Here is a 22,957-nt window from a genome sequence, read left to right on the forward strand (position 1 = left end):
TAACAATAAGTGATAAGAATTAGTTAAGGATACATTATGTCTGACGAAAGACGTTATTTTGGTACTGACGGTGTGCGTGGCAAGGTAGGTCAATACCCGATTACTCCTGATTTTGTACTTAAGCTGGGCTGGGCTGCAGGGCGAGTACTTGCTAAACAAGGTACTAAGCAAGTGATTATCGGTAAAGATACCCGCATTTCTGGTTACATGTTGGAGTCTGCTCTAGAAGCGGGGCTTGCAGCTGCGGGATTAAAAGCTGTATTAACAGGCCCAATGCCAACACCTGCGGTAGCGTATTTGACTCAAACATTTCGCGCAGAAGCGGGGATTGTTATCTCAGCATCACACAACCCGTATTACGACAACGGTATTAAGTTCTTTTCATCTGATGGTACAAAGCTACCAGATGATGTGGAGTTGGCTATTGAAGCTGAGTTAGACAAAGAGATCACGTGTGTTGAATCTGCTCTACTAGGTAAAGCTTCACGTTTAGTTGATGCTGCTGGCCGTTATATCGAATTCTGCAAAAGCACTTTTCCAAATAAATTAAGTTTGGCAGGGCTGAAAATTGTAGTGGATTGTGCACATGGCGCTACATACCACATTGCTCCGAATGTGTTTAAAGAGCTGGGGGCTGATGTTATTGCTATGGGTATTGAACCTAATGGTACAAATATCAACGATAAAGTCGGTGCAACGGATGTCGCTGCTCTACAAAAACGCGTTGTGGAAGAGCAAGCTCATCTAGGTCTGGCTTTTGATGGTGATGGTGACCGTTTAATTATGGTCGATGAGAATGGTAATAAGGTCGACGGCGACCAAATTGCCTATATCATTGCCCGCGATGCATTACGCCGCGGAGAATTAAAAGGTGGTGTTGTCGGTACGCTAATGACCAACCTAGGTATGGAAAATGGTCTGAAACAACTCGGTATTCCATTTGTTCGTGCAGCCGTTGGTGATCGATACGTTATGGAGCAACTGCAGGCTAAAGGTTGGAAAATTGGTGCTGAGAACTCAGGTCATATTATCCTGTTGGATAAAGTCACAACTGGTGATGCGATTGTTGCTGCTCTGCAAGTTTTAGCTTCAGTTGTTGGTAGTGAAATGTCATTAGGCGAGCTGTCTAAAGGAATGACACTCTATCCTCAAGTGTTGGAAAACGTACGTTTTAGTGGTGATTCTAATCCGTTAGAAGCCGATGCTGTGATTGCGAGTGTTAAAGAAGTTGAAGCCCAACTTGGCGCTAAAGGCCGAGTGCTGTTGCGTAAGTCAGGCACTGAACCTTTACTTCGAGTAATGGTGGAAGGTGAAGATGCTGAATTGGTTAAATCTTCCGCTTTAAAAATTGCAGAAGCTGTAAAAGCTAACTGTTAAGTCTTGTTTTTGTTGGCTCCTAAGTTTTTAACCGAGTTAAAATTTTGGAGCCAAGTTTAAACTAATATCACTTTGAGCCTTTTTTGACCGTTTGATAAGCAAATGGGATGTTTTTAACAAATATCCCTTGTCAGTCATACTAGCATTCGATAGTATTGCGTCCGCCTTCTGTTAGGAGGTCGCTAGCCTTGTTCTTGTCGATGATTAGAAATGATTGGAACGGCGCTGGCTCAACAATTTGGAACATAGGTGGAAGCGATGTTTACAGTTCTACTTGTGATTTACCTGTTGGCAGCGGTTGGTATCATTGGCCTAGTGTTGATCCAGCAAGGTAAAGGCGCAGATATGGGAGCCTCATTCGGTGCTGGTGCTTCAAACACAGTGTTTGGCGCGAGCGGCTCAGGAAATTTCTTAACCCGAATGACTGCAATTTTTGCAACAATATTTTTTATCTTTAGTCTTGTGCTAGGCAATATGTCTACACATAAAACTGAATCACAATGGGTTGACCCAGCTAAAGGTCAAGTGATTGAGCAAACTACTGAAGGTACATTGAGTGAAACTCCAGCCCCAACAGGCGACGAAATTCCTCAATAATCTTACTGTAAAGTAAGAAAAGGTTATGCCGAGATGGTGAAATTGGTAGACACACTAGCATGAGGTGCTAGCGCTTCGGTGTGAGGGTTCGAGTCCCTCTCTCGGCACCATGTTTACAAACTTGTAAAACACCTTGTTGAGCGTATAATTGCTCACAAGTCGGACGCGGGGTGGAGCAGCTTGGTAGCTCGTCGGGCTCATAACCCGAAGGTCGTCGGTTCAAATCCGGCCCCCGCAACCAATTATTTTCTATTTTATAGAGAGTTAATTGTTGCAAGTTTGGCAGTGTTTACCTCACTGCAGTTGAGAAGAAATTCTCAATTTATCAGGGTCCAGCAGCAAAAACCCCGACTTTCGGGGTTTTTTGTTATCTGTGTTTCTTAATGTGAAATGCAGATGCTTTGCTTGGAATTTAAATTGGGCTCTATGCCCTTTTTTTGTTTCTGGAGTGGTTTAAATGACTGGTTTAGAAAGACAATTAACAGAAATGCTTGATGCGCCTGTAGCTGCATCAGGCTATGAGTTAGTTGGATTAGAGTTTGTTCGTGCAGGACAACACTCAACACTACGTATCTACATTGATCATGAAAACGGTATTAACGTTGACGATTGTGCAGAAGTAAGTCACCAAGTGAGTGCTGTATTGGATGTTGAAGATCCAATTACTGTGGCTTACAACTTAGAAGTGTCTTCGCCAGGTATGGAAAGACCACTCTTTAAAGCTGCTCATTATGATCAGTTTATCGGTCACGAGGTCAGCATCGTTTTGAAAATGGCAGTTGCAAACCGTCGTAAATGGAAAGGCATCATTCACTCAGTTGAAGGTGAAACAGTTGCCTTGACTGTAGATGGTCAAGAAGAACATTTTGCGATTAGCAACATTTCAAAAGCTAACCTGATCCCTAAATTTTAGTTCTCCTAGAGAAAAGAGCTTAAGAGGCTATAAAATGAGTAAAGAAATTTTAGCGGTTGTAGAGGCTGTTTCGAACGAGAAAGCAGTACCTCGTGAGCGTATCTTTGAAGCGCTTGAAATTGCGCTAGCAACATCGACTAAGAAAAAATACGAAATTGACGTAGATGTTCGTGTTGCTATCGACCGCAAAACGGGTGAGTTTGAAACTTTCCGCCGTTGGTTAGTCGTAGATGAAGTGGAAAACCCAACTAAAGAGATGTCTCTAGACGCTGCATCTTATGATGATGATTCAGTTGAGTTAGGTCACTACTATGAAGAGCAAATCGAATCAGTAACATTTGACCGCATCACAACACAAACAGCGAAGCAAGTTATCGTACAGAAAGTACGTGAAGCTGAACGTGCGCAAATCGTAGAACAGTTCATCGACAACGAAGGTGAGCTAGTAACAGGTGTGGTTAAAAAGGTTAACCGTGAGACTGTTATTCTAGATCTTGGTAATAACGCTGAAGCGGTAATCTTACGTGAAGACCAACTACCACGTGAAAACTTCCGTCCTGGCGACCGTGTTCGTGGTCTACTTTACAAAGTGGCTCCAGAAGCGCGTGGTTTCCAACTATTCGTAACTCGTTCTAAGCCAGAAATGTTGGCTGAACTGTTCCGTGTGGAAGTGCCAGAAATTGGCGAAGAGATGATCGAACTGAAAGGTGCAGCTCGTGATCCTGGTTCTCGCGCTAAAATTGCGGTGAAGACCAACGATCGTCGTATTGACCCTGTTGGTGCGTGTGTTGGTATGCGTGGAGCGCGTGTACAGGCTGTATCTAGTGAGCTTGGCGGTGAGCGTATTGATATCGTTCTTTGGGATGATAACCCAGCGCAGTTCGTTATCAACGCAATGGCTCCAGCTGATGTGGCTTCTATCATCGTTGATGAAGATGCACACTCAATGGATATCGCTGTTGAAGCAGATAACTTAGCTCAAGCTATCGGTCGTAACGGTCAAAACGTACGTCTAGCGTCTCAACTTTCTGGTTGGGAACTGAACGTAATGACAGTTGCTGATCTAAACAAGAAACACCAAGAAGAATCAATGGCAGCTATCGAGCGCTTCATGAAGTATCTCGATATTGAGCAAGATTTCGCTGAGCTGTTGGTTGAAGAAGGTTTCTCTACATTAGAAGAAGTTGCGTACGTTCCAGTAAACGAACTACTTGAAGTAGATGGTCTCGATGAAGACCTAGTTGAAGAACTGCGTAACCGTGCAAAAGATGCATTGACAACAATTGCATTGGCACAAGAAGAATCGTTCGAAGGCTTAGAGCCAGCAGAAGACCTACTATCGCTAGCAGGTCTTGAGCGTGATATGGCATTTAAACTTGCTGCTAAAGGTGTAGTAACACTAGAAGACTTAGCAGACCAAGGCATCGACGATCTTGAAGGTATTGAAGGTCTAACCGAAGAACGCGCAGGCGAGCTAATTATGGCAGCTCGTAACATTTGTTGGTTCGGTGAAGACGCATAATTTCAGCAAGGGAGGAAGCGGCATGACACAACTTACAGTTAAAGCACTGAGTGAAGAAATTGGTACTCCAGTTGACCGCTTATTAGAACAACTTGCTGATGCTGGCATGAAAAAAACGAGTTCAGACAGCGTATCAGAAGATGAAAAAAGCAAACTTCTGAATCACTTACGTAAGGAACATGGAGAGGGCTCAGGATCTGAGCCAACTCGTTTAACGCTCCAGCGTAAAACCCGTAGTACACTAAGCGTAAGTGCTGGTGGCGGTAAAAGTAAGGATGTTCAAGTTGAAGTGCGCAAAAAACGAACGTATGTTAAGCGCAGTGCAGTTGAAGATGAAGCAAAACGCGAAGCAGAAGAAGCTGCTCAGCGTGAAGCTGAAGAATTAGCGAAACGTGAAGCTGAAGAAGCTGCAAAACGTGAAGCCGAAGAAAAGGCGAAACGTGAAGCAGAAGAAAAAGCGCAACGTGAAGCAAATGAAAAAGCAAAACGCGAAGTGGAAGATACTACGCGTGATGCACAGGGTGGGGCGAAACGTGAACGTTCTGCTGAAGATAAAACGAAGCAAGAAGCAGCGCGAAAAGAAGCCGAAGCACTGAAGCGTCGTCAGGAAGAAGAAGCTAAGCGTAAAGCTGAGGAAGAGAGTCTTCGTCAGCTTGAGAAAGCACGTGAATTGGCTGAACAGAATAATGAGCGTTGGTCTGCTGAAGAAGAGAAAAAGGGTAAAATGGAAGAGAATACAGATTACCATGTGACCACATCGAGCTACGCTCGTGCGGCAGAAGATGAAGCAGACCGTCGTGAAGAAGGTGCTCGTCGCCGTAGTGCTTCCGCCAAGACGAAAAAGACGAAAATGTCTAATCGCGACGATAAGCAAGAGCGCGATACTCGCCGTGGTGGTAAAGGTCGTAAAGCTGGCAAAATTGCTAAGCCATCGTCAATGCAACACGGCTTCGATAAGAGCGCAGTTGTAGCTAAATCAGATGTTGTGATTGGTGAAACTATCGTAGTTTCTGAACTGGCAAGCAAAATGTCGGTAAAAGGGACTGAAGTCATCAAAGTGATGATGAAGATGGGTGCGATGGCGACGATTAACCAAGTGATTGACCAAGAAACAGCACAACTTGTTGCTGAAGAAATGGGTCACAAAGTTATTCTTCGCAAAGAAAACGAACTTGAAGAAGCAGTAATGCAAGACCGCGACAACGAGTTCGAGAAAGTATCTCGTGCGCCAGTTGTTACCATTATGGGGCACGTTGACCATGGTAAAACATCTACACTTGATTACATTCGTCGTACGCACGTTGCATCAGGTGAAGCTGGTGGTATTACACAGCACATTGGTGCATACCACGTAGAAACACCAAACGGCATGATTACGTTCCTTGATACTCCTGGACACGCGGCGTTTACGTCAATGCGTGCTCGTGGTGCTCAAGCGACAGATATCGTTGTTCTTGTTGTTGCAGCAGATGATGGCGTAATGCCACAAACAGTTGAAGCTATCCAGCACGCAAAAGCGGCAGGTGTACCTTTGATTATCGCTGTGAACAAGATCGACAAAGAAGATGCTAACCCAGATAACGTTAAGAATGAGCTAGCTCAGTATGACGTTATTCCTGAAGAGTGGGGCGGTGAGAACATCTTCGTTCATATCTCTGCAAAACAGGGTACTAACATTGATTCACTTCTAGAGTCTATTCTTCTACAAGCAGAAGTTCTTGAACTGACTGCTGTGAAAGACGGCATGGCTTCTGGTGTTGTGATTGAATCACGCCTAGATAAAGGTCGTGGTCCAGTTGCTACTGTTCTTGTACAGTCAGGTACTTTGAACAGAGGTGATATCGTACTTTGTGGTCAGGAATATGGCCGTGTTCGCGCAATGCGTGATGAAGTTGGTAACGAAGTTAGTGAAGCTGGTCCTTCTATCCCGGTAGAAATTCTAGGTCTTTCTGGTGTTCCTGCTGCGGGTGACGAAGCGACAGTTGTACGTGATGAGCGTAAAGCGCGTGAAGTTGCGAACTATCGTCAAGGTAAGTTCCGTGAAGTTAAACTAGCTCGTCAGCAGAAATCTAAACTAGAGAACATGTTCTCTAACATGACTGCTGGTGATGTGTCTGAACTTAACATCGTACTGAAAGCTGACGTACAGGGTTCGGTAGAAGCTATCTCTGATTCATTAGTGAAGCTATCTACTGACGAAGTGAAAGTAAACATCGTGGGTTCTGGTGTTGGTGGTATTACTGAAACTGACGTAGTACTAGCTGCAGCTTCAAACGCTATCGTTGTTGGCTTTAACGTTCGTGCTGATGCATCAGCTCGTCGTGCAGTTGAAGTTGAAAGTGTTGACTTACGCTACTACTCAATCATTTACCAATTGATTGATGAAGTTAAAGCGGCAATGAGCGGCATGCTTGCTCCAGAATTCAAGCAAGAAATCATTGGTCTTGCTGAAGTTCGTGACGTCTTTAAGTCTCCAAAACTTGGCGCAATCGCTGGTTGTATGGTTACTGAAGGTCTTATCAAGCGTAATGCTCCAATTCGTGTACTACGTGATAACGTGGTTATTTACGAAGGTGAGCTTGAGTCATTACGTCGCTTTAAAGACGACATGCAAGAAGTTAAGAACGGTTATGAGTGTGGTATCGGCGTTAAGAACTACAACGATGTTCGCGTAGGCGACCAAATCGAAGTATTCGAAACGGTTGAAATTCAACGTACCATCGATTAATTCGCTAAAATTGATGAGATGTGATGATTAATCGTAATCATTATGGATCATCAATCAGAACAAACGGCAATGTTCGGTTGTTGAATACGCCATGGGGGAGTGGGTTGACCATTCCCCCATTCTTTCTATTAGTGAGAAAATTATGCCAAAAGAATTTAGCCGTACCCAGCGTGTGGCTCAGCAATTACAAAAAGAACTTGCGATGATCCTTCAACGCGAAGTTCGTGATTCTCGTCTAGGAATGGTGACCATTTCTGATGTGGAAGTTTCTCGTGATCTTGCATACGCAAAAGTGTTTGTGACCTTCTTGTGTGTTGGTGAACAAACGCCAGAGTCTTGTCTTAAAGCTCTGCGTGAACACGAAGCTCATATTCGTATGATGCTTGGTAAGCGTATCCGCTTACGTTTGACTCCTGAAATCCGTTTCCACTATGACAGTACCTTAGTAGAAGGTATGCGTATGTCGAACCTTGTTTCTGAAGTAGTAAGTACAGATAAGCGTAAGCAAAAAGATGCAGGTCGAGAGGACGAAGAGTAATGGCTCGTCGTCGTAAAGGGCGTCCGATAAATGGTGTGGTGCTGATTGATAAACCAACCGGCATCTCATCAAATGATACCCTGCAAAAAGTTAAGCGTCTTTTCTTCGCAGAAAAGGCGGGCCATACCGGCGCGTTGGATCCTCTTGCAACCGGTATGCTGCCGATCTGTCTCGGTGAAGCAACCAAGTTCTCTCAGTTTCTGCTCGATTCCGATAAGCGTTATCGTGTAATCGCAAAGTTGGGTGAACGTACTGACACCTCTGATTCAGACGGTGAAGTGGTTGAAACTCGTGAAGTGAATGTAGATCTTGAAACTTTGAACAGCTGTATCGAAAAGTTCAGAGGCGAAACTGATCAGGTGCCTTCAATGTTTTCGGCATTGAAATACCAAGGTCGTCCATTGTATGAATATGCTCGTCAGGGAATCGAAGTACCTCGCGAAGCTCGCAAAATCACCGTTTACGATATTGTTCTTCATCGTTTTGAAAACGATGAAGTCGAGATGGAAGTGCACTGCTCAAAAGGCACCTACATCCGCACTATCGTTGATGATTTAGGTGAAATGCTGGGCTGTGGTGCACACGTCACTATGTTGCGTCGTACTGGTGTAGCTAAGTATCCATATGAAAATATGGTGACGCTTGAACAGCTTAACGAACTCGTTGAACTGGCCCATCGTGAAGAGCGATCTCCTTATGATGTTCTTGATGCTCTGTTGTTGCCTATGGATACCGCAGTACAAGATTTACCTGAAGTAAATCTTGTCGCTGAACTGGTTGATTTGGTTCAACATGGACAGGCTGTTCAAGTCTTTGGTGTGCCAACAGACGGTATTGTTCGCATGACGGGTGGTGAAGAGAAGCTATTCCTTGGCGTTGCCGAAATCGATAACGATGGGAAAGTAGCACCGAAGCGTTTAGTGGTTTATCCACCGCGTACTTGATGCTACAACGTCAATGCCTGATTTATAGCGCAAAGTTACAGATTCTATTCCGTGAAATAGCGCTTGTGTGATTACAGGTTATTCCCTATAATCCGCCCCTCACGTGTCGGCTGAATCAGAGATTGGCTGACACAAATATAAACTTAACTCTTTAGGAGAGAATTATGTCTCTGAATGCAGAAACTAAAGCAGCAATCGTAGCAGAATATGCACGTGCTGAAGGCGACACTGGTTCACCAGAAGTTCAAGTAGCTCTACTTACAGCTTCTATCAACCACCTTCAAGGTCACTTTAAAGCTCACAAAGGCGATCACCACAGCCGTCGTGGTCTACTACGCATGGTTTCTAGCCGTCGTAAGCTTCTAGATTACCTTAAAGGTAAAGATCTAGATCGTTACCACGACCTAATCAAACGCCTAGGCCTACGTCGCTAATTAGCGTCTGCCAAGCAGGTTTGAAGAAAAAGGGGCTTTTTAGCCCCTTTTTTGTGTCTGCGATTTGAGAGTGTGCACTCAGTTACTTAGCTGAGCCATTCTGGAACTTCGCCTCTATATATCCAGAATCTAATTTAGTCGGAGGCTGTAGCGAGATTTCAGCCTATGTTTTGATGAAGGATAAGGCATCTGGAATGCTGGGAAATACACACCAATTATCTCCTGAAATTAGCATCTTGAAGCAAGCGGGTATATACTACGCACGGCGAAATCCTATGTAAGGATTTCCAATCAATACTCACTACATTACAGTCAACCACGTCGACCAAACGGTCGCGGCTATTCAAAGCGTGTTTGCGGACGCTTCTTGTAATCAAGAACTAAGCGCGTTTTCACTAGTCGCGATTCGTAATGTGTGAGATTCGTTTAATAAATCTGAGCATGTGCTCAGAGCAAGGAATATTTACATGTTCGAAAAACCAGTTGTTAAAACGTTTCAGTACGGCAACCACACTGTAACGCTAGAAACAGGTGTTATTGCACGTCAAGCAACAGCTGCAGTTATGGTTACTATGGATGACACCGCAGTATTCGTATCTGTTGTTGGTAAAAAAGAAGCGGTAGAAGGTCAAGATTTCTTCCCTCTAACAGTAAACTATCAAGAGCGTACTTACGCTGCTGGTAAAATCCCTGGTGGCTTCTTCAAGCGTGAAGGACGTCCTTCTGAAGGCGAAACACTGACTGCTCGTCTAATCGACCGTCCTATTCGCCCTCTATTCCCAGATGCATTCAAAAATGAAGTTCAAGTTATCGCTACTGTTGTTTCTGTTAACCCAGATGTACAACCAGATATCGTAACTATGATCGGTACTTCAGCAGCGCTTGCTATTTCTGGTATCCCATTCAATGGTCCTATCGGTGCAGCTCGCGTTGGTCACATTGATGGTCAATTAGTACTTAACCCAAGTAACACTGAACTTGCGGCGTCTAAGCTTGACCTTGTTGTTGCTGGTACTTCATCAGCAGTATTGATGGTTGAGTCAGAAGCAGACAATCTAACTGAAGAAGAAATGCTTTCTGCTGTTGTATTTGGTCACGACCAACAACAAACAGTTATCAATGCTATCAACGAATTTGCAGCAGAAGTTGCTACTCCTTCTTGGAACTGGACAGCTCCAGCAGAAAACACAGAGCTTAAAGCGAAAATCGCTGAGCTAGCTGAGACAAAACTTGTTGAAGCTTACCAAATCACTGAAAAAATGGCGCGTTATGACCGTATCCACGAAATCAGTGCTGAAGTGAACGAGAAGCTACTGGCTGAAAACGAAGAACTAAACCTAAAAGAAGTACACACTATTTTCCACGATCTAGAGAAAACGGTTGTACGTCGTAGCATCATCGCGGGCAACCCTCGTATTGATGGTCGTGAGAAAGACATGGTTCGTGCACTTGATGTACGTACTGGTGTTCTTCCACGCACCCACGGTTCTGCGCTATTCACTCGTGGTGAAACTCAGGCTCTAGTAACGGCTACTCTAGGTACTCAACGTGATGCTCAAATCATTGATGAGCTAACTGGTGAGAAGAAAGATTACTTCCTACTACACTACAACTTCCCTCCATACTGTGTAGGTGAAACTGGTTTTGTAGGTTCTCCTAAGCGTCGCGAAATCGGCCACGGTAAATTGGCTAAACGCGGTATTGCAGCAGTAATGCCTTCTGCAGAAGAATTCCCGTACACAGTACGTGTTGTTTCAGAAATCACTGAATCAAACGGCTCTTCTTCAATGGCTTCTGTATGTGGTACTTCTCTAGCGCTTATGGATGCTGGTGTACCAATCAAGTCTTCTGTTGCAGGTATCGCAATGGGTCTGGTTAAAGAAGGCGACGATTTCGTTGTTCTTTCTGACATCCTTGGCGACGAAGATCACCTAGGTGACATGGACTTTAAAGTTGCAGGTACTAACACTGGTATTACTGCACTACAGATGGATATCAAGATCGAAGGTATCACTAAAGAGATCATGCAAATTGCTCTTAACCAAGCGCAAGGTGCACGTAAGCACATCCTATCTGTGATGGATGAAGCGATCTCTGGTGCTCGTGACGATATTTCTCAATTCGCTCCACGTATCCACACAATGAAGATTAGCTCAGATAAGATCAAAGATGTTATCGGTAAAGGCGGCGCAGTTATCCGTATGCTAACTGAAGAAACGGGTACAACGATCGAAATCGAAGATGATGGCACAATCAAGATTGCTGCAACTTCTGGTGAACAAGCGAAAGAGGCTATTCGTCGTATTGAGCAAATCACAGCTGAAGTTGAAGTCGGTAAGATCTACACAGGTAAAGTTGCACGTCTAGCTGACTTCGGTGCATTCGTAACTGTTCTTCCAGGTAAAGATGGTCTTGTACACATTTCTCAAATCGCTGACCAGCGTGTAGAGAAAGTATCTGACTTCCTAACTGAAGGCCAAGAAGTTCAAGTTAAAGTACTTGAAATCGACCGCCAAGGTCGTGTTCGTTTGAGCATGAAAGAAGCAGTAGAAAAGCCAGTTGAAGCAGCTGCAACTGATTCTGCTCCAGAAGCGGAATAAGTTTACGCAAAAGATGGAATGCGAACTGTTTTCGCATTTTATCTAGAAAGCGTGTTATAAAGGGAGCGTAATTCGCTCCCTTTTTCATGCGTTTGGGGTATACAGGAGTATCTATTAGTGAAATGGTTCAAAACCGCAGCGGCCAGTGCAGCATTAATGTTGCTAGCTGGATGTGCGAGCAATTCATCAGAATCGGAACAACCCTTACCATGGGTTTATCCACCAATGGCTATTCCTTTACAGGCAAGTGTGCAGCAGGAAGTTCAAATAGCGCGTTTGACTCAGCTATTGCAACGCCCTGATCTAACTGACGAAGTTCGAGCAAAAATGCTTTTTGAACGTGGTAACGCTTATGACAGCGTCGGCTTACGTGATTTGGCTCGATTAGACTTCACTCAGTCATTAGCTTTAAATCCAGCACAACCAGATATCTTTAATCTGCTTGGTGTTTATTACACTGAAACAGGTGAATTCGACGCAGCTTACGAATCTTTTGATTCAACATTAGAGCTTGATCCGAGTAATGAATATGCAATGCGTAATAGAGCGGTTGCACTTTATTACGGTGAGCGTCCTCAGCTTGCATTCGATGAAGCTGACAAACATTATCAAATGGATCCTAATGATCCGTTTCGCGCCCTTTGGCGCTACATCATCAAAATGGATCTCGAGCCGAATGCGGCAAAAGCAGAGCTTAGCCAGCAGTTCAAATCTCACAATGAAGATTGGGGGTGGTTGTTGGTTGCTATGATGTTGGATGAAATATCTGAAGAGCAGCTATTTAAAGTGATACTGGCTAGCACGCGTGACAACAATTTATTAGCGCAGCGCCTAACAGAAGCCTATTTCTATCTCGGCAAGCGTTACCACATGCAAGGTGATTATGCGCATGCAGTGTCGCTTTATAAGTTAGCAATCTCGTTCAATGTTTATGAGTACGTAGAACATCGTTACTCGTTTATTGAGATGGGCCGTATCTACAAAGATGTTAGAGAAGCTCAGCAAGCTAAAGAGAAAGCGGATCTTACGGCTAGCGAATAGAGCAAGTTAAGTTTTGTAATGAATAAAAAAATCCAGTGTCTGAGGCACTGGATTTTTATTTTTACTAAACAGAAGAATGTTAGTTGGTTAATTCTAACCGGATAAGAACTTCTTCAGTAATATCGATAATCTCGCCGTAGCCAACAATGTTGTTGATTTCTTTCTCCAAGTTTTTTGCTTGATGGAGGCTGATTTGTGCCAGTTCATCAATATCGCGCCTTAGTAGAACCGTGAATGGGTCAAACACTGGAGCGCCACATAGTCGCAGAATATATATTTCGCCCATCAATTGTGCCTTCTGAATGAACTTAATACGTTCTTTCGTATTGGTGAAATCCGATAACAATCGGGTTTCAATTGACTGGATGCGAGAGCCAAATTTGATTGCCGCAATATACACTTCATGATATTGAGCTTCGGCACCATCAATTCGCTTCATTGGTGTTGCCAGTAAGGTGTTGGTGTGACCTTTAAAGATTGGCTCTAGTGATATCTGACCTTCTTGGCCCAGTTTCGCTAACAAAGCCAAGTGAGGCGGAAGTGGGTAATTTACCCCAATCACTTTAGGCTTAAGACTAGGACCGTTTTTTTCTACGAAAATGGGTGCGCTGACAATTTTATCCAACAAAATATTGTGCAAGCCTTCAAGTAAGTGTGGGCTAGGCAGAATCTCTTCTTTTGGTATTAACTTGTCTTGATTGCTTTCTATGATGCTATTGAAAAACGCTATGGTTTTCATAGTTTGTGCGTTTTCATCGATCATCAAATGCAGACGTTGCCCTTCAGGACTGATTCTAATTACCCGGTATGGCACTTGATTGAGAGGCAAGTTTTTGTCGTACAGCTTCAGCTCGAGATAATCAATGCTGATCATGTCGCCCGCTTTCAATTGCACAGGGGCATTCACTATCACATTCAATCCGCGTTTGGAAAGATCAAGAGATGCTCCTTCACCTAACACTTGATCGTTGAAAATGACATTCACGGGTGTTTTCAGTGTGTAGCGTGGCTCTTTACGGCGCGAGCGGGCATCAAAATAGATACCTGTCGGTGATCCAATAACCTTACGAGGATGACGAAACGGGTTGAGTTCACTGGTTGGCAGTTGGGGTTTGTCGACTAATAAATAGTCTTTGGCTGAGCTGAAATCACTGATTTCTTGTAATACACCGCAGTGAGTGAGTTTTTGTGATTGATTAGCGAGCTCGCTGGAATGATTAGCCAGTTCTTCTCTCTCCGCCTGAGAAAGCTCAAAAACTGATAAACGGAAAGCCTTCCAACTCTCTTTGCGCGCACCTACATGCCAGAAAAGTTTTCGTTGGTCGCTTGTGGCTTCTGGCATCATCATTGAAAAGAAAAATGTCTTATCTTGATGTTCGTGTTTAAACGCATAAAGCACATTATTACTGCCGCTTACGCCAGGTTTGGTCAGCATGTCCATGCGAGCCTGGTTGAACAAACTACTTAACGATTGTTGGTTACGTTCATCGTGCCAGTATTGCCAAAGCGGGTGGTTGTGCTCGGTTAATAAAGCTAACTTCAGTTCGCTACCGCTGAAAAATACAGGCAAGTTACAGGTATGTTTAAGATAGCTGTGTTCGTAACCGCGAGTTCGAGCTCGGATAATTTTATCTTGGTTATCGTGACGGGCTTTCTGGCTGTTATTTTTTAGTGACTCTTCAATCACCTTTTCAATAATTAGACTCTCAGACAATTTCAAAGCACGTAAATACTTTACCGAGTCATTATCGTAAGATTCATCGACGCCAAGAATACGATACTCTATCGGTTTGTTGAGTTCTTCCAGCTTACTGCTTTTAGTGAGTTCGGTAAATTGAACCCAAATGGTATCGCCAAGTTTGTAGTTGAACGCAGAGGGGACTTTGAACTTAGCACCAGAAGCCGATAAATCGACACTCAAACCATGAACAACTTGTTCATTGCTCGGTAGATGAATTTTGACCTGAGTATTAATCTTTAACCGATTTTCTAAGCGTTTAAGGTCATAACCTAATTTAACCGGTTCGACATCAAAACTACCTTCTGCAGCGGCACCTTTACCTTTGTTTAATGTGCCTTGCTGCTTCATTACGCGAAAGTTATTGCGAGTATTAGTTAAGTTCTCCCAAACCCCTTCAGTATAAGCTCCAAACTTCTTAACACTCTTATGATAGGTATTGAAGGCAACATCATCCAGCCAATGCTTCTTGCCGTCTAACTCATATTCTCTACATTCTCCTTGAACTCGCCCGCGTAAATCAATGCTTTTGGTGCATGGAGCCATAACACGATTCAATTCCATCTTTACCAGAAGTTTGACAGACGGCGGTTGTCCCCCCGTGAATTTATTCAGGAGTTGCTCAAAATCGGCTGACTTATAAGCGGGAATTAGCCGTTCAGCGAGGGAGAGAATTTCAGATTGCTGCATAGTTTTCTGTTAGAGTAATGTCCACTTAATAAAATCGGCATTGATAATGATTTCTTTAGCAATATGTTGCATTGATTCAACATATTATTAAAGTCTCTATGTCACAACTTAGATGAATTTGAGGAAGCATGGTAAAAGCAAAACGCGCTTACGTATGTAACGATTGCGGCGCAGATTTTCCCCGTTGGCAAGGTCAGTGTAACGCTTGTGGCGCATGGAATACCATATCTGAAGTAAGGCTAGCTGCTTCACCACAGGTTGCACGTAATGAGCGACTCAGTGGTTATGCGGGAAGTGCTACAGAATCACAGGTTCAAATACTTTCAGAAATCAATCTACAGGAAGTTCCTCGTTTTAGTAGTGGCTTTAAAGAACTGGACCGAGTACTTGGTGGTGGAGTGGTGCCTGGAGCTGCAATTTTAATCGGTGGTAACCCTGGTGCAGGTAAATCTACACTTTTGTTACAAACCATGTGTTTGCTTTCTCCTCAAATGCCTACGCTTTATGTTACAGGCGAAGAATCACTTCAGCAGGTCGCAATGCGAGCCTCTCGGCTTGGCTTGCCTAAAGAGCATCTGAAAATGCTCTCTGAAACCAACGTTGATAAGATTTGTCAGGTCGCTGAAAAAGAGCAGCCAAGAATTATGGTTATTGACTCAATTCAAGTGATGCATGTTGCTGATGTTCAGTCGTCTCCTGGAACTGTGGCTCAGGTACGAGAATCTGCCACTGCATTGACACGTTATGCAAAACAAAACAATGTGGCGGTATTTATTGTTGGTCATGTAACGAAAGATGGCACATTAGCCGGACCGAAAGTACTGGAGCACATTATTGACTGCTCAGTATTACTTGATGGTGGTTCAGATACACGATTCCGAACTCTACGCAGTCATAAAAACCGCTTTGGAGCTGTGAATGAGCTTGGTGTATTTGCTATGACAGGCCAAGGGCTGCGTGAAGTGAGTAACCCATCTGCCATTTTCCTTTCTCGTGGTGAAGAAGATACATCCGGAAGCTCTGTGATGGTGGTTTGGGAAGGTACGCGCCCATTGTTGGTCGAAATTCAAGCGCTGGTGGATTATTCTCAGTTGGCGAACCCAAGGCGAGTAGCCGTTGGTCTGGAACAGAACCGTTTGTCACTATTACTCGCAGTTTTACACAAACACGGTGGCCTACAAATGGCTGACCAAGATGTGTTTGTCAATGTGGTTGGTGGGGTGAAAGTCACTGAGACGAGCGCAGATTTGGCATTGCTCATGGCACTTTTATCGAGCTTTCGTGATAAGCCGCTACCTAAAGATGTAGTAATTTTTGGAGAAGTGGGGCTTGCGGGAGAGATTCGCCCAGTGCCAAGTGGACAAGAGCGATTGAACGAAGCGTTCAAACATGGCTTCAAAAGAGCTATTGTTCCAGCTTCGAATATGCCTAAAGGTGGCATTGCCGGAATGCAGATACACGGCGTGAAGAAGCTTTCGGAGGCAATTGAAGCATTTGATGAACTCTAGGGGCGTGTTACTCCCAAAGAAAATAAGTCGAGAAAATATTTTTGAATTAGCTCGCGTCTTGGGATGGAATCGCCTATATTTCACGATCATTAGCTGTAGTTAAATATTTTTTAAGGGCAGCGGTTTGCGGGGGTATCAGTCTTGACAGATTGTGATATACTCTGCGCGCATTTTATATCCTATTAACAGAGTAAGACAATGGCAGATTTATCGAAATACAGAAACATTGGTATTTTCGCGCACGTTGACGCGGGTAAAACCACTACCACTGAGCGTATTCTTAAGCTTACTGGTAAAATCCATAAAACTGGTGAGGTTCACGATGGTGAATCTACTACAGACTTCATGGAACAAGAAGCAGAGCGCGGTATTACTATCCAGTCAGCAGCTGTAACGTGTGAGTGGAAAAATCACCGTCTAAACGTTATCGATACTCCTGGACACGTTGACTTTACAGTTGAAGTATACCGTTCACTTAAAGTTCTAGATGGCGGTATCGGTGTATTCTGTGGTTCTGGCGGTGTTGAACCTCAGTCAGAAACTAACTGGCGTTACGCTAACGAATCTGAAGTTGCACGTGTCATTTTCGTTAACAAACTAGACCGTATGGGTGCTGACTTCTTCAATGTTGTTGAACAAGTGAAGAATGTACTGGCTGCTAACCCACTAGTAATGACTCTTCCAATCGGTCGTGAAGATGATTTCGTTGGTGTTGTAGATATCTTAACTCGTCAAGCGTACGTTTGGGATGAGTCAGGTCTACCAGAAAACTACGAAGTTAAAGAAGTTCCAGCAGACATGGTTGACCAATTGGAAGAATACCGTGAAATGTTGATCGAAACGGCAGTTGAGCAAGATGACGAGCTAATGATGGCTTACATGGAAGGCGAAGAACCTTCTATCGAAGACATTAAGCGTTGTATCCGTAAAGGTACTCGTGATCTAGCGTTCTTCCCAACATTCTGTGGTTCAGCATTCAAAAACAAAGGTATGCAACTTGTTCTTGATGCAGTAGTAGATTATCTACCAGCACCAACAGAAGTTGACCCACAAGATCTGACTGACCCACAAACTGGTGAGCCAACAGGCGAAAAAGCAATTGTTGATGCAGATCAACCGCTAAAAGCGCTTGCGTTTAAGATCATGGATGACCGTTTTGGTGCTCTAACGTTCGTACGTATCTACTCAGGCCGCTTGAAGAAGGGTGACACTATCCTTAACTCAGCAACGGGCAAAACTGAGCGTATCGGCCGTATGGTTGAGATGCAAGCGAATGACCGTAATGAAATTACAGAAGCTCAAGCGGGCGATATCATCGCTATCGTTGGTATGAAGAACGTGCAAACTGGTCACACTCTATGTGATCCTAAGCATGAATGTACTCTAGAGCCAATGATTTTCCCTGTACCAGTAATCTCAATTGCTGTAGCACCTAAAGATAAAGGTTCTACTGAGAAAATGGGTATCGCGATCGGTAAAATGGTTGCAGAAGATCCATCTTTCCAAGTTGAAACAGATGAAGATTCAGGTGAAACCATCCTTAAAGGTATGGGCGAACTACACCTAGATATTAAAGTTGACATCCTTAAGCGTACTTACGGTGTTGAACTAACTGTTGGTGCTCCTCAAGTTGCTTACCGTGAAACAATCACTAAAGCTGTTGAAGATAGCTACACGCACAAGAAACAGTCTGGTGGTTCAGGTCAGTTCGGTAAGATCGACTACCGTATCAAACCAGGTGAGCCAAACTCTGGCTTCACGTTCAAGTCAACAGTTGTTGGTGGTAACGTACCTAAAGAATTCTGGCCTGCAGTAGAAAAAGGCTTCGAAAGCATGATGGAGCACGGTGTTCTTGCTGGCTTCCCTACGCTAGATGTTGAAGTTGAACTGTTCGACGGTGGCTTCCACGCAGTTGACTCATCTGCTATCGCATTTGAAATCGCAGCGAAAGGCGCATTCCGTCAATCTATGCCAAAAGCTGGCGCGCAACTTCTTGAGCCAATCATGAAAGTTGACGTGTTCACTCCAGAAGATCACGTTGGTGACGTAATCGGTGACCTTAACCGTCGTCGTGGTATGATCAAAGACCAACAAGCTGGTGCTACTGGCGTACGTATCAAAGCAGACGTTCCACTATCTGAAATGTTCGGCTACATCGGTACACTACGTACAATGACTTCTGGTCGTGGTCAGTTCTCTATGGAGTTCGCACACTACGCACCATGTCCTGCTAACGTAGCAGAAAAAGTTATCGCTGAAGTTAAAGAGCGTAACGCTAAGAAATAATGCCTAATTAACTAATAATTAGTTAACTGAGTATTTAAGCCCCATTCGTGAAAGCGATTGGGGCTTTTGTTTTATTGGTGTTATTTTTGTCACTCGATTGAAAGTTGGAATTTAATAACTATGAACAAGTTCATTCAGGTGGGACAAGATGCCAGCCCCAGAATAATGCATTGCATTTTCTAGGAGCTGGATTATAGACGGTTCGTTAAGTGACTATTTTTCCCAGACGATCAATTGATCTTTGGGCCAGTTTTGTCCTATCTCGTGGTACTTCTTCTCTAAGACATGACGCTTAATTTTCAATGTCGGAGTTAGGATTCCGTTAGCTATTGACCATGGTTCTTTTATCATCAAAACACCTTTGATTTGCTCGTGAGTTTCTACCTCAGAGTTAATGCGTTTAATGATTTTCTCTGTCGTTCTTTCGTAACGCGAACGGTCAAAATTAGGAAATGCGTGAGGAACCACCAACAGTATTGGTGCTGGTAGGCCTAAGCCAATCATGCACATCATTTCTACACGTGAATATTCAAACAGTTTCTTTTCAATAGGTACGGGTGCTACGAATTTGCCTTTTGCTGTTTTGAAAGTGTCTTTCTTGCGACCTTGAATACTCAGATAGCCATCGCTATCTATCGAACCAATATCACCAGTATGAAGCCATCCATCATTATCAAACGACTCTTTAGTCGCAATATCGTTGTTGTAGTAACCAGAGAAAAGCCCTTTGCTGAGAACAAGAATCTCACCATCTTGAGCAATCTTTATTTTTACTCCAGGCCCTGCATTACCGACGGTACCGATTTTATCTGCACGGAAAGGGTAGTTTATGGTGCTATAGGCAAACGACTCGGTCATTCCCCAAGCCTCGGTGACGTTTAACCCTACCTGATGGTACCAGCTAAGCAAAGAAGGGGAGACTGGTGCAGAACCACAACCTAATATTCTCGCCTTATCTAACCCTAAACCATCGGCTATCTTGCGTTTGACTATTGAGTTTACAAATGGAATCTTCAGCAATAAGTTCAGTTTTCGCTGAGGAAGTTTATCTAGAATTCTTTGTTGGAATAGGGTCCATAAACGTGGTACCGAAATAAAGAAGGTCGGACGCTGCATCCTGACATCTTCAATAAACGTATCAAGTGATTCAGGAAAGGCCGTTTGAACCCCTCCTTGTATTGAGGTACCGAAAATATAAACACGCTCAGTAATATGTGCCAAAGGTAGATAAGAGAACAAACGATCATTGTCTTCGATCTGTATAAGATCTATCAGTTGTTGAACAGACCACGTAAAAGCTCCGTAGGTGAGCATAGCACCTTTTGGTTGCCCTGATGTTCCTGATGTATAGACCAATGACATTAGCTTGTCATCGTGGTGCTGTACTCTTTCAGAGCTTGGTGGGTATTGTTTAATTAGCTCTTTGTACTCGTATTGGCATTTCGGCGCTGAACTGTAAGGTAAAGCTATGCTGATGATGTTGGGTGTCGCTTTTAAAGCGGTTGTGACGGCTTCACTATCATCTAATTTGCCTATGATTAAATGCTGACTACCACTATGGTTCAGACAGTATTCAATAGTGTCTGAACCGGCAGTTGGAAAAATAGGTACACTGACATAATCACCGAGCATCATCGCTAAATCGCAAATAAACCACTCTGCACAGTTTTTAGAAATAAGGGCGACTTTATCGCCGGGGTTAGCACCGAGAGCTCTTAAAGCTGAGACTAGGCGTAAAGCCTTGTCAGCAACCTCAGAATAAGTAAATTCGATGAATTTTCGGTCGATTATCTGTTTCAGATAAACGTCATTAGGACGCTCGTCAGCCCATTTCAAAATCATTTCGTTTGGTGGTGGGAGAGAGCAGTAAGGTTGATGTGACTCATTTGGCAGAATCATGTTCGAACTCCATACAACAGCGCTTGGTTATAAAAATAATAGTTGTTATAAAAATGTTAATTCAACCTAACATTAGCATGGGTTTGTTGGTTCGAAAAAGATCAAAACGTGAAAATTTGTAAATTTAGCGAGCATTTATTTGTCTAAACACCCCTGGGCTGATCCCCGTCTTCTTCTTAAAAATACGAGAGAAATAGGATACGTCGTGATATCCACATTGATAGGCAACAAAGGCGATTTTCGCATTGGGTTCTTCAAGTAAAAGACGCTTTGCGAGCGTGATTCGCTTACTGCAAATGTAATCTCTAAAGCTCACTCCAACGACTCTTTTGAACAGTTTGGAGAAATATGAGATGGAATAATGACAATAACTGGCCACATCTTCTTCTCGAATTTCTTGAGTGAGGTTGAGATCAATGTGACGCAAAATATCCAACATTTCTTTGCTCATTGTGTGAGGGGCCACTGGTGTGTGTTGCAGCCTGTGGTCAAAGGCTCTTCTACCGGAGGAAAAACTTAGACTAAGCTTTTCGCTAATTAAGTTTGCTGCGATATGTGGGTCTTCTTTAGATATATCCACAATGGCAAATATCGCGTCATTTTTATTAATTGAATTCAAAAAGTTACCTTCGTGAATAACAATTAAATACTTATTCAGATTGGTACAAATCCTCAGTGCAGTGAGTAATAACTCTTGGCATTTATCTCTGTGAAGAAAAAATACAGCATAATTAATGTTGGGTTCGCTCAAAACAGAGACATCATTGCCGTGTTCAATCACGGTAAAGACAGAGTTACATGCATCTTGTACTCGTGTTGGTAATTGCCTTACTGGGCTTCCTAGCCAGTGAGCGACATGTTTTGTTGCCATAAGTGAGTTTTTATCCTTCCGTAGATAAACAACTAGATTTTAAATTTTGTTCTGTCAGGAAAATGTCAGTTTTGTCAGTTTTTTGTCATGACAAAGTAAGAGTAGAGTTATGGCAGGAAAGTGCAAGTCCTCATCTAAAAGTTGCAGAATTTTTCTTCAGAAATGGTGAGTGGATGGGAATAGCAATAGTGATGTTACTTCATAGTGTGGATGTAATTTTTTTCATTAATTTCAATAATGAGAAAGTGCAAGTATTAGTATGTGGTCTTGAAATATAGGGAATATGCTCAGTTCTAACTGTTTGTCTCCGTTTATTTGAAACTTGTTTCGTAAAGGGTTTGTGCCGGATTAATACTTAATGATTAGTACAAATTCGCCCTAAAGTTTTAACTGCATTTTCTAGTCTTGACTGCCTTTTAGTTTAAAAAAGTGCCAAAAGAGAACAAAAAAGTCCTAACCGCTAATTTAAGAACTCACTACATTAGAAATGAGCCATTTATTAAGGAGGCCTCTAATGAATAAGTTTATTGAGCAAGTCAAAACCTTTTGGCAAGACGAAGACGGTCTTAGTGCTGTTGAATATGTTGTTGCTGGTTCGTTGATTGTTGCTGGTTTGGCTACAGCTTTTGGCAGTCTAGGTGAGAAAATAATCTCAGGAGTAACTAAAATTACTAGTTCTATTAGTTCTTAACCTCAAAAACAGTATCGAAACTAAAGTATATTTTGATGATAGTCATATGGAGTGTGCTAGTAGTCATTGGGGTATTCGATGCTAGAGAGTATCGAATACCCAACTATTTGCTTTTGATACTTTTAGCATATAGTTTCTTCAACATTTATTCTTCGAGTTCGTATGACTTAGAACTATTTATCCCCCATATTCTTGGGTTTATAGTTGCCTTTTCAGTTAGTTTAGTATTTTACGTATTAAAAATCATGGCAGCAGGAGATGTGAAACTCTTTGGTGTAGTTGGTTTTATTTTTGGTTTTAAAGAATTGTTCAGTATCTCTTTGTTTATAGCGTTTAGCTGTTGTTTTATCGGATTTATGTATTGGTCACTTAATCATTTAACTAATAAAAAATGTAGTTCGAGAGTTATGTTTTTTAGTAAGGCAGGTTTTAATTTCTGTAATTATGTACCGATATATATTGAGCAAATAAAAGAAGATTTCAAATTGAAACAAAACTTAACATATATGCCATTCGCACCAGTACTCATTATTGCATTAGCTATGTATCAGTATTTTAAACACTAATTAATTTCTTATCG

Annotated in this window: 17 protein-coding genes and 2 tRNA genes; 16 read left to right on the forward strand and 3 right to left on the reverse strand. The window is 42.9% G+C overall.

The window, feature by feature from the left end:
* Positions 1 to 36: 36 nt before the first annotated feature.
* The 12 genes from glmM (at position 37) to nlpI (ending at position 12,694) form a co-directional block, all read left to right on the forward strand.
* Positions 37 to 1,377, forward strand: a complete 1,341-nt coding sequence (gene glmM / locus ACRQQK_RS16190) for a phosphoglucosamine mutase (RefSeq protein WP_457513062.1) — start codon at positions 37 to 39, stop codon at positions 1,375 to 1,377.
* Between the two features lie 258 nt (positions 1,378 to 1,635).
* On the forward strand, positions 1,636 to 1,974 hold the full coding sequence (gene secG, locus ACRQQK_RS16195) for a preprotein translocase subunit SecG (RefSeq protein ID WP_457513064.1): 339 nt from the start codon (positions 1,636 to 1,638) through the stop codon (positions 1,972 to 1,974).
* Positions 1,975 to 2,001: 27 nt separating this feature from the next.
* A tRNA-Leu gene (locus ACRQQK_RS16200) sits at positions 2,002 to 2,084 on the forward strand.
* 54 nt (positions 2,085 to 2,138) lie between these two features.
* Positions 2,139 to 2,215, forward strand: a tRNA-Met gene (locus ACRQQK_RS16205).
* A 216-nt stretch (positions 2,216 to 2,431) separates the two neighbouring features.
* Positions 2,432 to 2,887, forward strand: a complete 456-nt coding sequence (gene rimP / locus ACRQQK_RS16210) for a ribosome maturation factor RimP (RefSeq protein ID WP_457513066.1) — start codon at positions 2,432 to 2,434, stop codon at positions 2,885 to 2,887.
* A 34-nt stretch (positions 2,888 to 2,921) separates the two neighbouring features.
* Positions 2,922 to 4,409: a transcription termination factor NusA gene (gene nusA, locus ACRQQK_RS16215; protein ID WP_457513068.1), complete on the forward strand. Its 1,488-nt coding sequence runs from the start codon at positions 2,922 to 2,924 to the stop codon at positions 4,407 to 4,409.
* 22 nt (positions 4,410 to 4,431) lie between these two features.
* Positions 4,432 to 7,137, forward strand: coding sequence for a translation initiation factor IF-2 (infB, locus tag ACRQQK_RS16220; protein ID WP_457513070.1), 2,706 nt, complete (start codon positions 4,432 to 4,434; stop codon positions 7,135 to 7,137).
* Positions 7,138 to 7,279: 142 nt separating this feature from the next.
* On the forward strand, positions 7,280 to 7,675 hold the full coding sequence (gene rbfA / locus ACRQQK_RS16225; RefSeq protein WP_042484387.1) for a 30S ribosome-binding factor RbfA: 396 nt from the start codon (positions 7,280 to 7,282) through the stop codon (positions 7,673 to 7,675).
* A complete protein-coding gene (gene truB, locus ACRQQK_RS16230) occupies positions 7,675 to 8,619 on the forward strand; it encodes a tRNA pseudouridine(55) synthase TruB (protein ID WP_457513072.1) in 945 nt (314 codons plus the stop codon). Before rbfA ends, truB begins: the two co-directional genes overlap by 1 nt.
* A 164-nt stretch (positions 8,620 to 8,783) precedes the next feature.
* Positions 8,784 to 9,053: a 30S ribosomal protein S15 gene (gene rpsO, locus ACRQQK_RS16235; protein ID WP_093273742.1), complete on the forward strand. Its 270-nt coding sequence runs from the start codon at positions 8,784 to 8,786 to the stop codon at positions 9,051 to 9,053.
* 467 nt (positions 9,054 to 9,520) lie between these two features.
* Positions 9,521 to 11,653, forward strand: coding sequence for a polyribonucleotide nucleotidyltransferase (gene pnp, locus ACRQQK_RS16240; RefSeq protein WP_457513075.1), 2,133 nt, complete (start codon positions 9,521 to 9,523; stop codon positions 11,651 to 11,653).
* A gap of 117 nt (positions 11,654 to 11,770) precedes the next feature.
* Complete coding sequence (gene nlpI, locus ACRQQK_RS16245; protein WP_457513077.1) at positions 11,771 to 12,694, forward strand: lipoprotein NlpI; 924 nt, start codon at positions 11,771 to 11,773, stop codon at positions 12,692 to 12,694.
* A 79-nt stretch (positions 12,695 to 12,773) separates the two neighbouring features.
* On the opposite strand, the gene ACRQQK_RS16250 is transcribed toward nlpI, so the two are convergent.
* Positions 12,774 to 15,122, reverse strand: coding sequence for a PilZ domain-containing protein (locus tag ACRQQK_RS16250; RefSeq protein WP_457513079.1), 2,349 nt, complete (start codon positions 15,120 to 15,122; stop codon positions 12,774 to 12,776).
* Positions 15,123 to 15,250: 128 nt separating this feature from the next.
* Between ACRQQK_RS16250 and radA the strand changes: the two genes are divergently transcribed.
* A complete protein-coding gene (gene radA, locus ACRQQK_RS16255) occupies positions 15,251 to 16,630 on the forward strand; it encodes a DNA repair protein RadA (RefSeq protein WP_457513081.1) in 1,380 nt (459 codons plus the stop codon).
* Between the two features lie 198 nt (positions 16,631 to 16,828).
* Entirely contained in the window at positions 16,829 to 18,916 is a 2,088-nt protein-coding gene (gene fusA / locus ACRQQK_RS16260; protein ID WP_457513083.1) for an elongation factor G, read from the forward strand.
* Between the two features lie 213 nt (positions 18,917 to 19,129).
* Here fusA and ACRQQK_RS16265 read toward each other — a convergent pair whose 3' ends face one another.
* Together ACRQQK_RS16265 and ACRQQK_RS16270 are read right to left on the reverse strand one after the other, a co-directional pair.
* Positions 19,130 to 20,815, reverse strand: coding sequence for an AMP-binding protein (locus tag ACRQQK_RS16265; protein WP_457513085.1), 1,686 nt, complete (start codon positions 20,813 to 20,815; stop codon positions 19,130 to 19,132).
* Between the two features lie 124 nt (positions 20,816 to 20,939).
* Entirely contained in the window at positions 20,940 to 21,686 is a 747-nt protein-coding gene (locus ACRQQK_RS16270) for a helix-turn-helix transcriptional regulator (protein WP_457513087.1), read from the reverse strand.
* 514 nt (positions 21,687 to 22,200) lie between these two features.
* Here ACRQQK_RS16270 and ACRQQK_RS16275 point away from each other — a divergent pair.
* Together ACRQQK_RS16275 and ACRQQK_RS16280 are read left to right on the forward strand one after the other, a co-directional pair.
* On the forward strand, positions 22,201 to 22,377 hold the full coding sequence (locus ACRQQK_RS16275; RefSeq protein ID WP_457513089.1) for a Flp family type IVb pilin: 177 nt from the start codon (positions 22,201 to 22,203) through the stop codon (positions 22,375 to 22,377).
* Between the two features lie 35 nt (positions 22,378 to 22,412).
* Entirely contained in the window at positions 22,413 to 22,943 is a 531-nt protein-coding gene (locus tag ACRQQK_RS16280) for an A24 family peptidase (RefSeq protein WP_457513091.1), read from the forward strand.
* Positions 22,944 to 22,957: the final 14 nt, after the last annotated feature.

This window comes from Vibrio sp. C8 (assembly GCF_054051265.1).

Coding starts and splice junctions, on each gene's coding strand:
- glmM (WP_457513062.1), top strand. CDS start 37: ATGTCTGACGAAAGACGTTATTTTGGTACTGACGGTGTGCGTGGCAAG.
- secG (WP_457513064.1), top strand. CDS start 1,636: ATGTTTACAGTTCTACTTGTGATTTACCTGTTGGCAGCGGTTGGTATC.
- rimP (WP_457513066.1), top strand. CDS start 2,432: ATGACTGGTTTAGAAAGACAATTAACAGAAATGCTTGATGCGCCTGTA.
- nusA (WP_457513068.1), top strand. CDS start 2,922: ATGAGTAAAGAAATTTTAGCGGTTGTAGAGGCTGTTTCGAACGAGAAA.
- infB (WP_457513070.1), top strand. CDS start 4,432: ATGACACAACTTACAGTTAAAGCACTGAGTGAAGAAATTGGTACTCCA.
- rbfA (WP_042484387.1), top strand. CDS start 7,280: ATGCCAAAAGAATTTAGCCGTACCCAGCGTGTGGCTCAGCAATTACAA.
- truB (WP_457513072.1), top strand. CDS start 7,675: ATGGCTCGTCGTCGTAAAGGGCGTCCGATAAATGGTGTGGTGCTGATT.
- rpsO (WP_093273742.1), top strand. CDS start 8,784: ATGTCTCTGAATGCAGAAACTAAAGCAGCAATCGTAGCAGAATATGCA.
- pnp (WP_457513075.1), top strand. CDS start 9,521: ATGTTCGAAAAACCAGTTGTTAAAACGTTTCAGTACGGCAACCACACT.
- ACRQQK_RS16250 (WP_457513079.1), bottom strand. CDS start 15,122: ATGCAGCAATCTGAAATTCTCTCCCTCGCTGAACGGCTAATTCCCGCT.
- radA (WP_457513081.1), top strand. CDS start 15,251: ATGGTAAAAGCAAAACGCGCTTACGTATGTAACGATTGCGGCGCAGAT.
- fusA (WP_457513083.1), top strand. CDS start 16,829: ATGGCAGATTTATCGAAATACAGAAACATTGGTATTTTCGCGCACGTT.
- ACRQQK_RS16265 (WP_457513085.1), bottom strand. CDS start 20,815: ATGATTCTGCCAAATGAGTCACATCAACCTTACTGCTCTCTCCCACCA.
- ACRQQK_RS16270 (WP_457513087.1), bottom strand. CDS start 21,686: ATGGCAACAAAACATGTCGCTCACTGGCTAGGAAGCCCAGTAAGGCAA.
- ACRQQK_RS16275 (WP_457513089.1), top strand. CDS start 22,201: ATGAATAAGTTTATTGAGCAAGTCAAAACCTTTTGGCAAGACGAAGAC.
- ACRQQK_RS16280 (WP_457513091.1), top strand. CDS start 22,413: ATGATAGTCATATGGAGTGTGCTAGTAGTCATTGGGGTATTCGATGCT.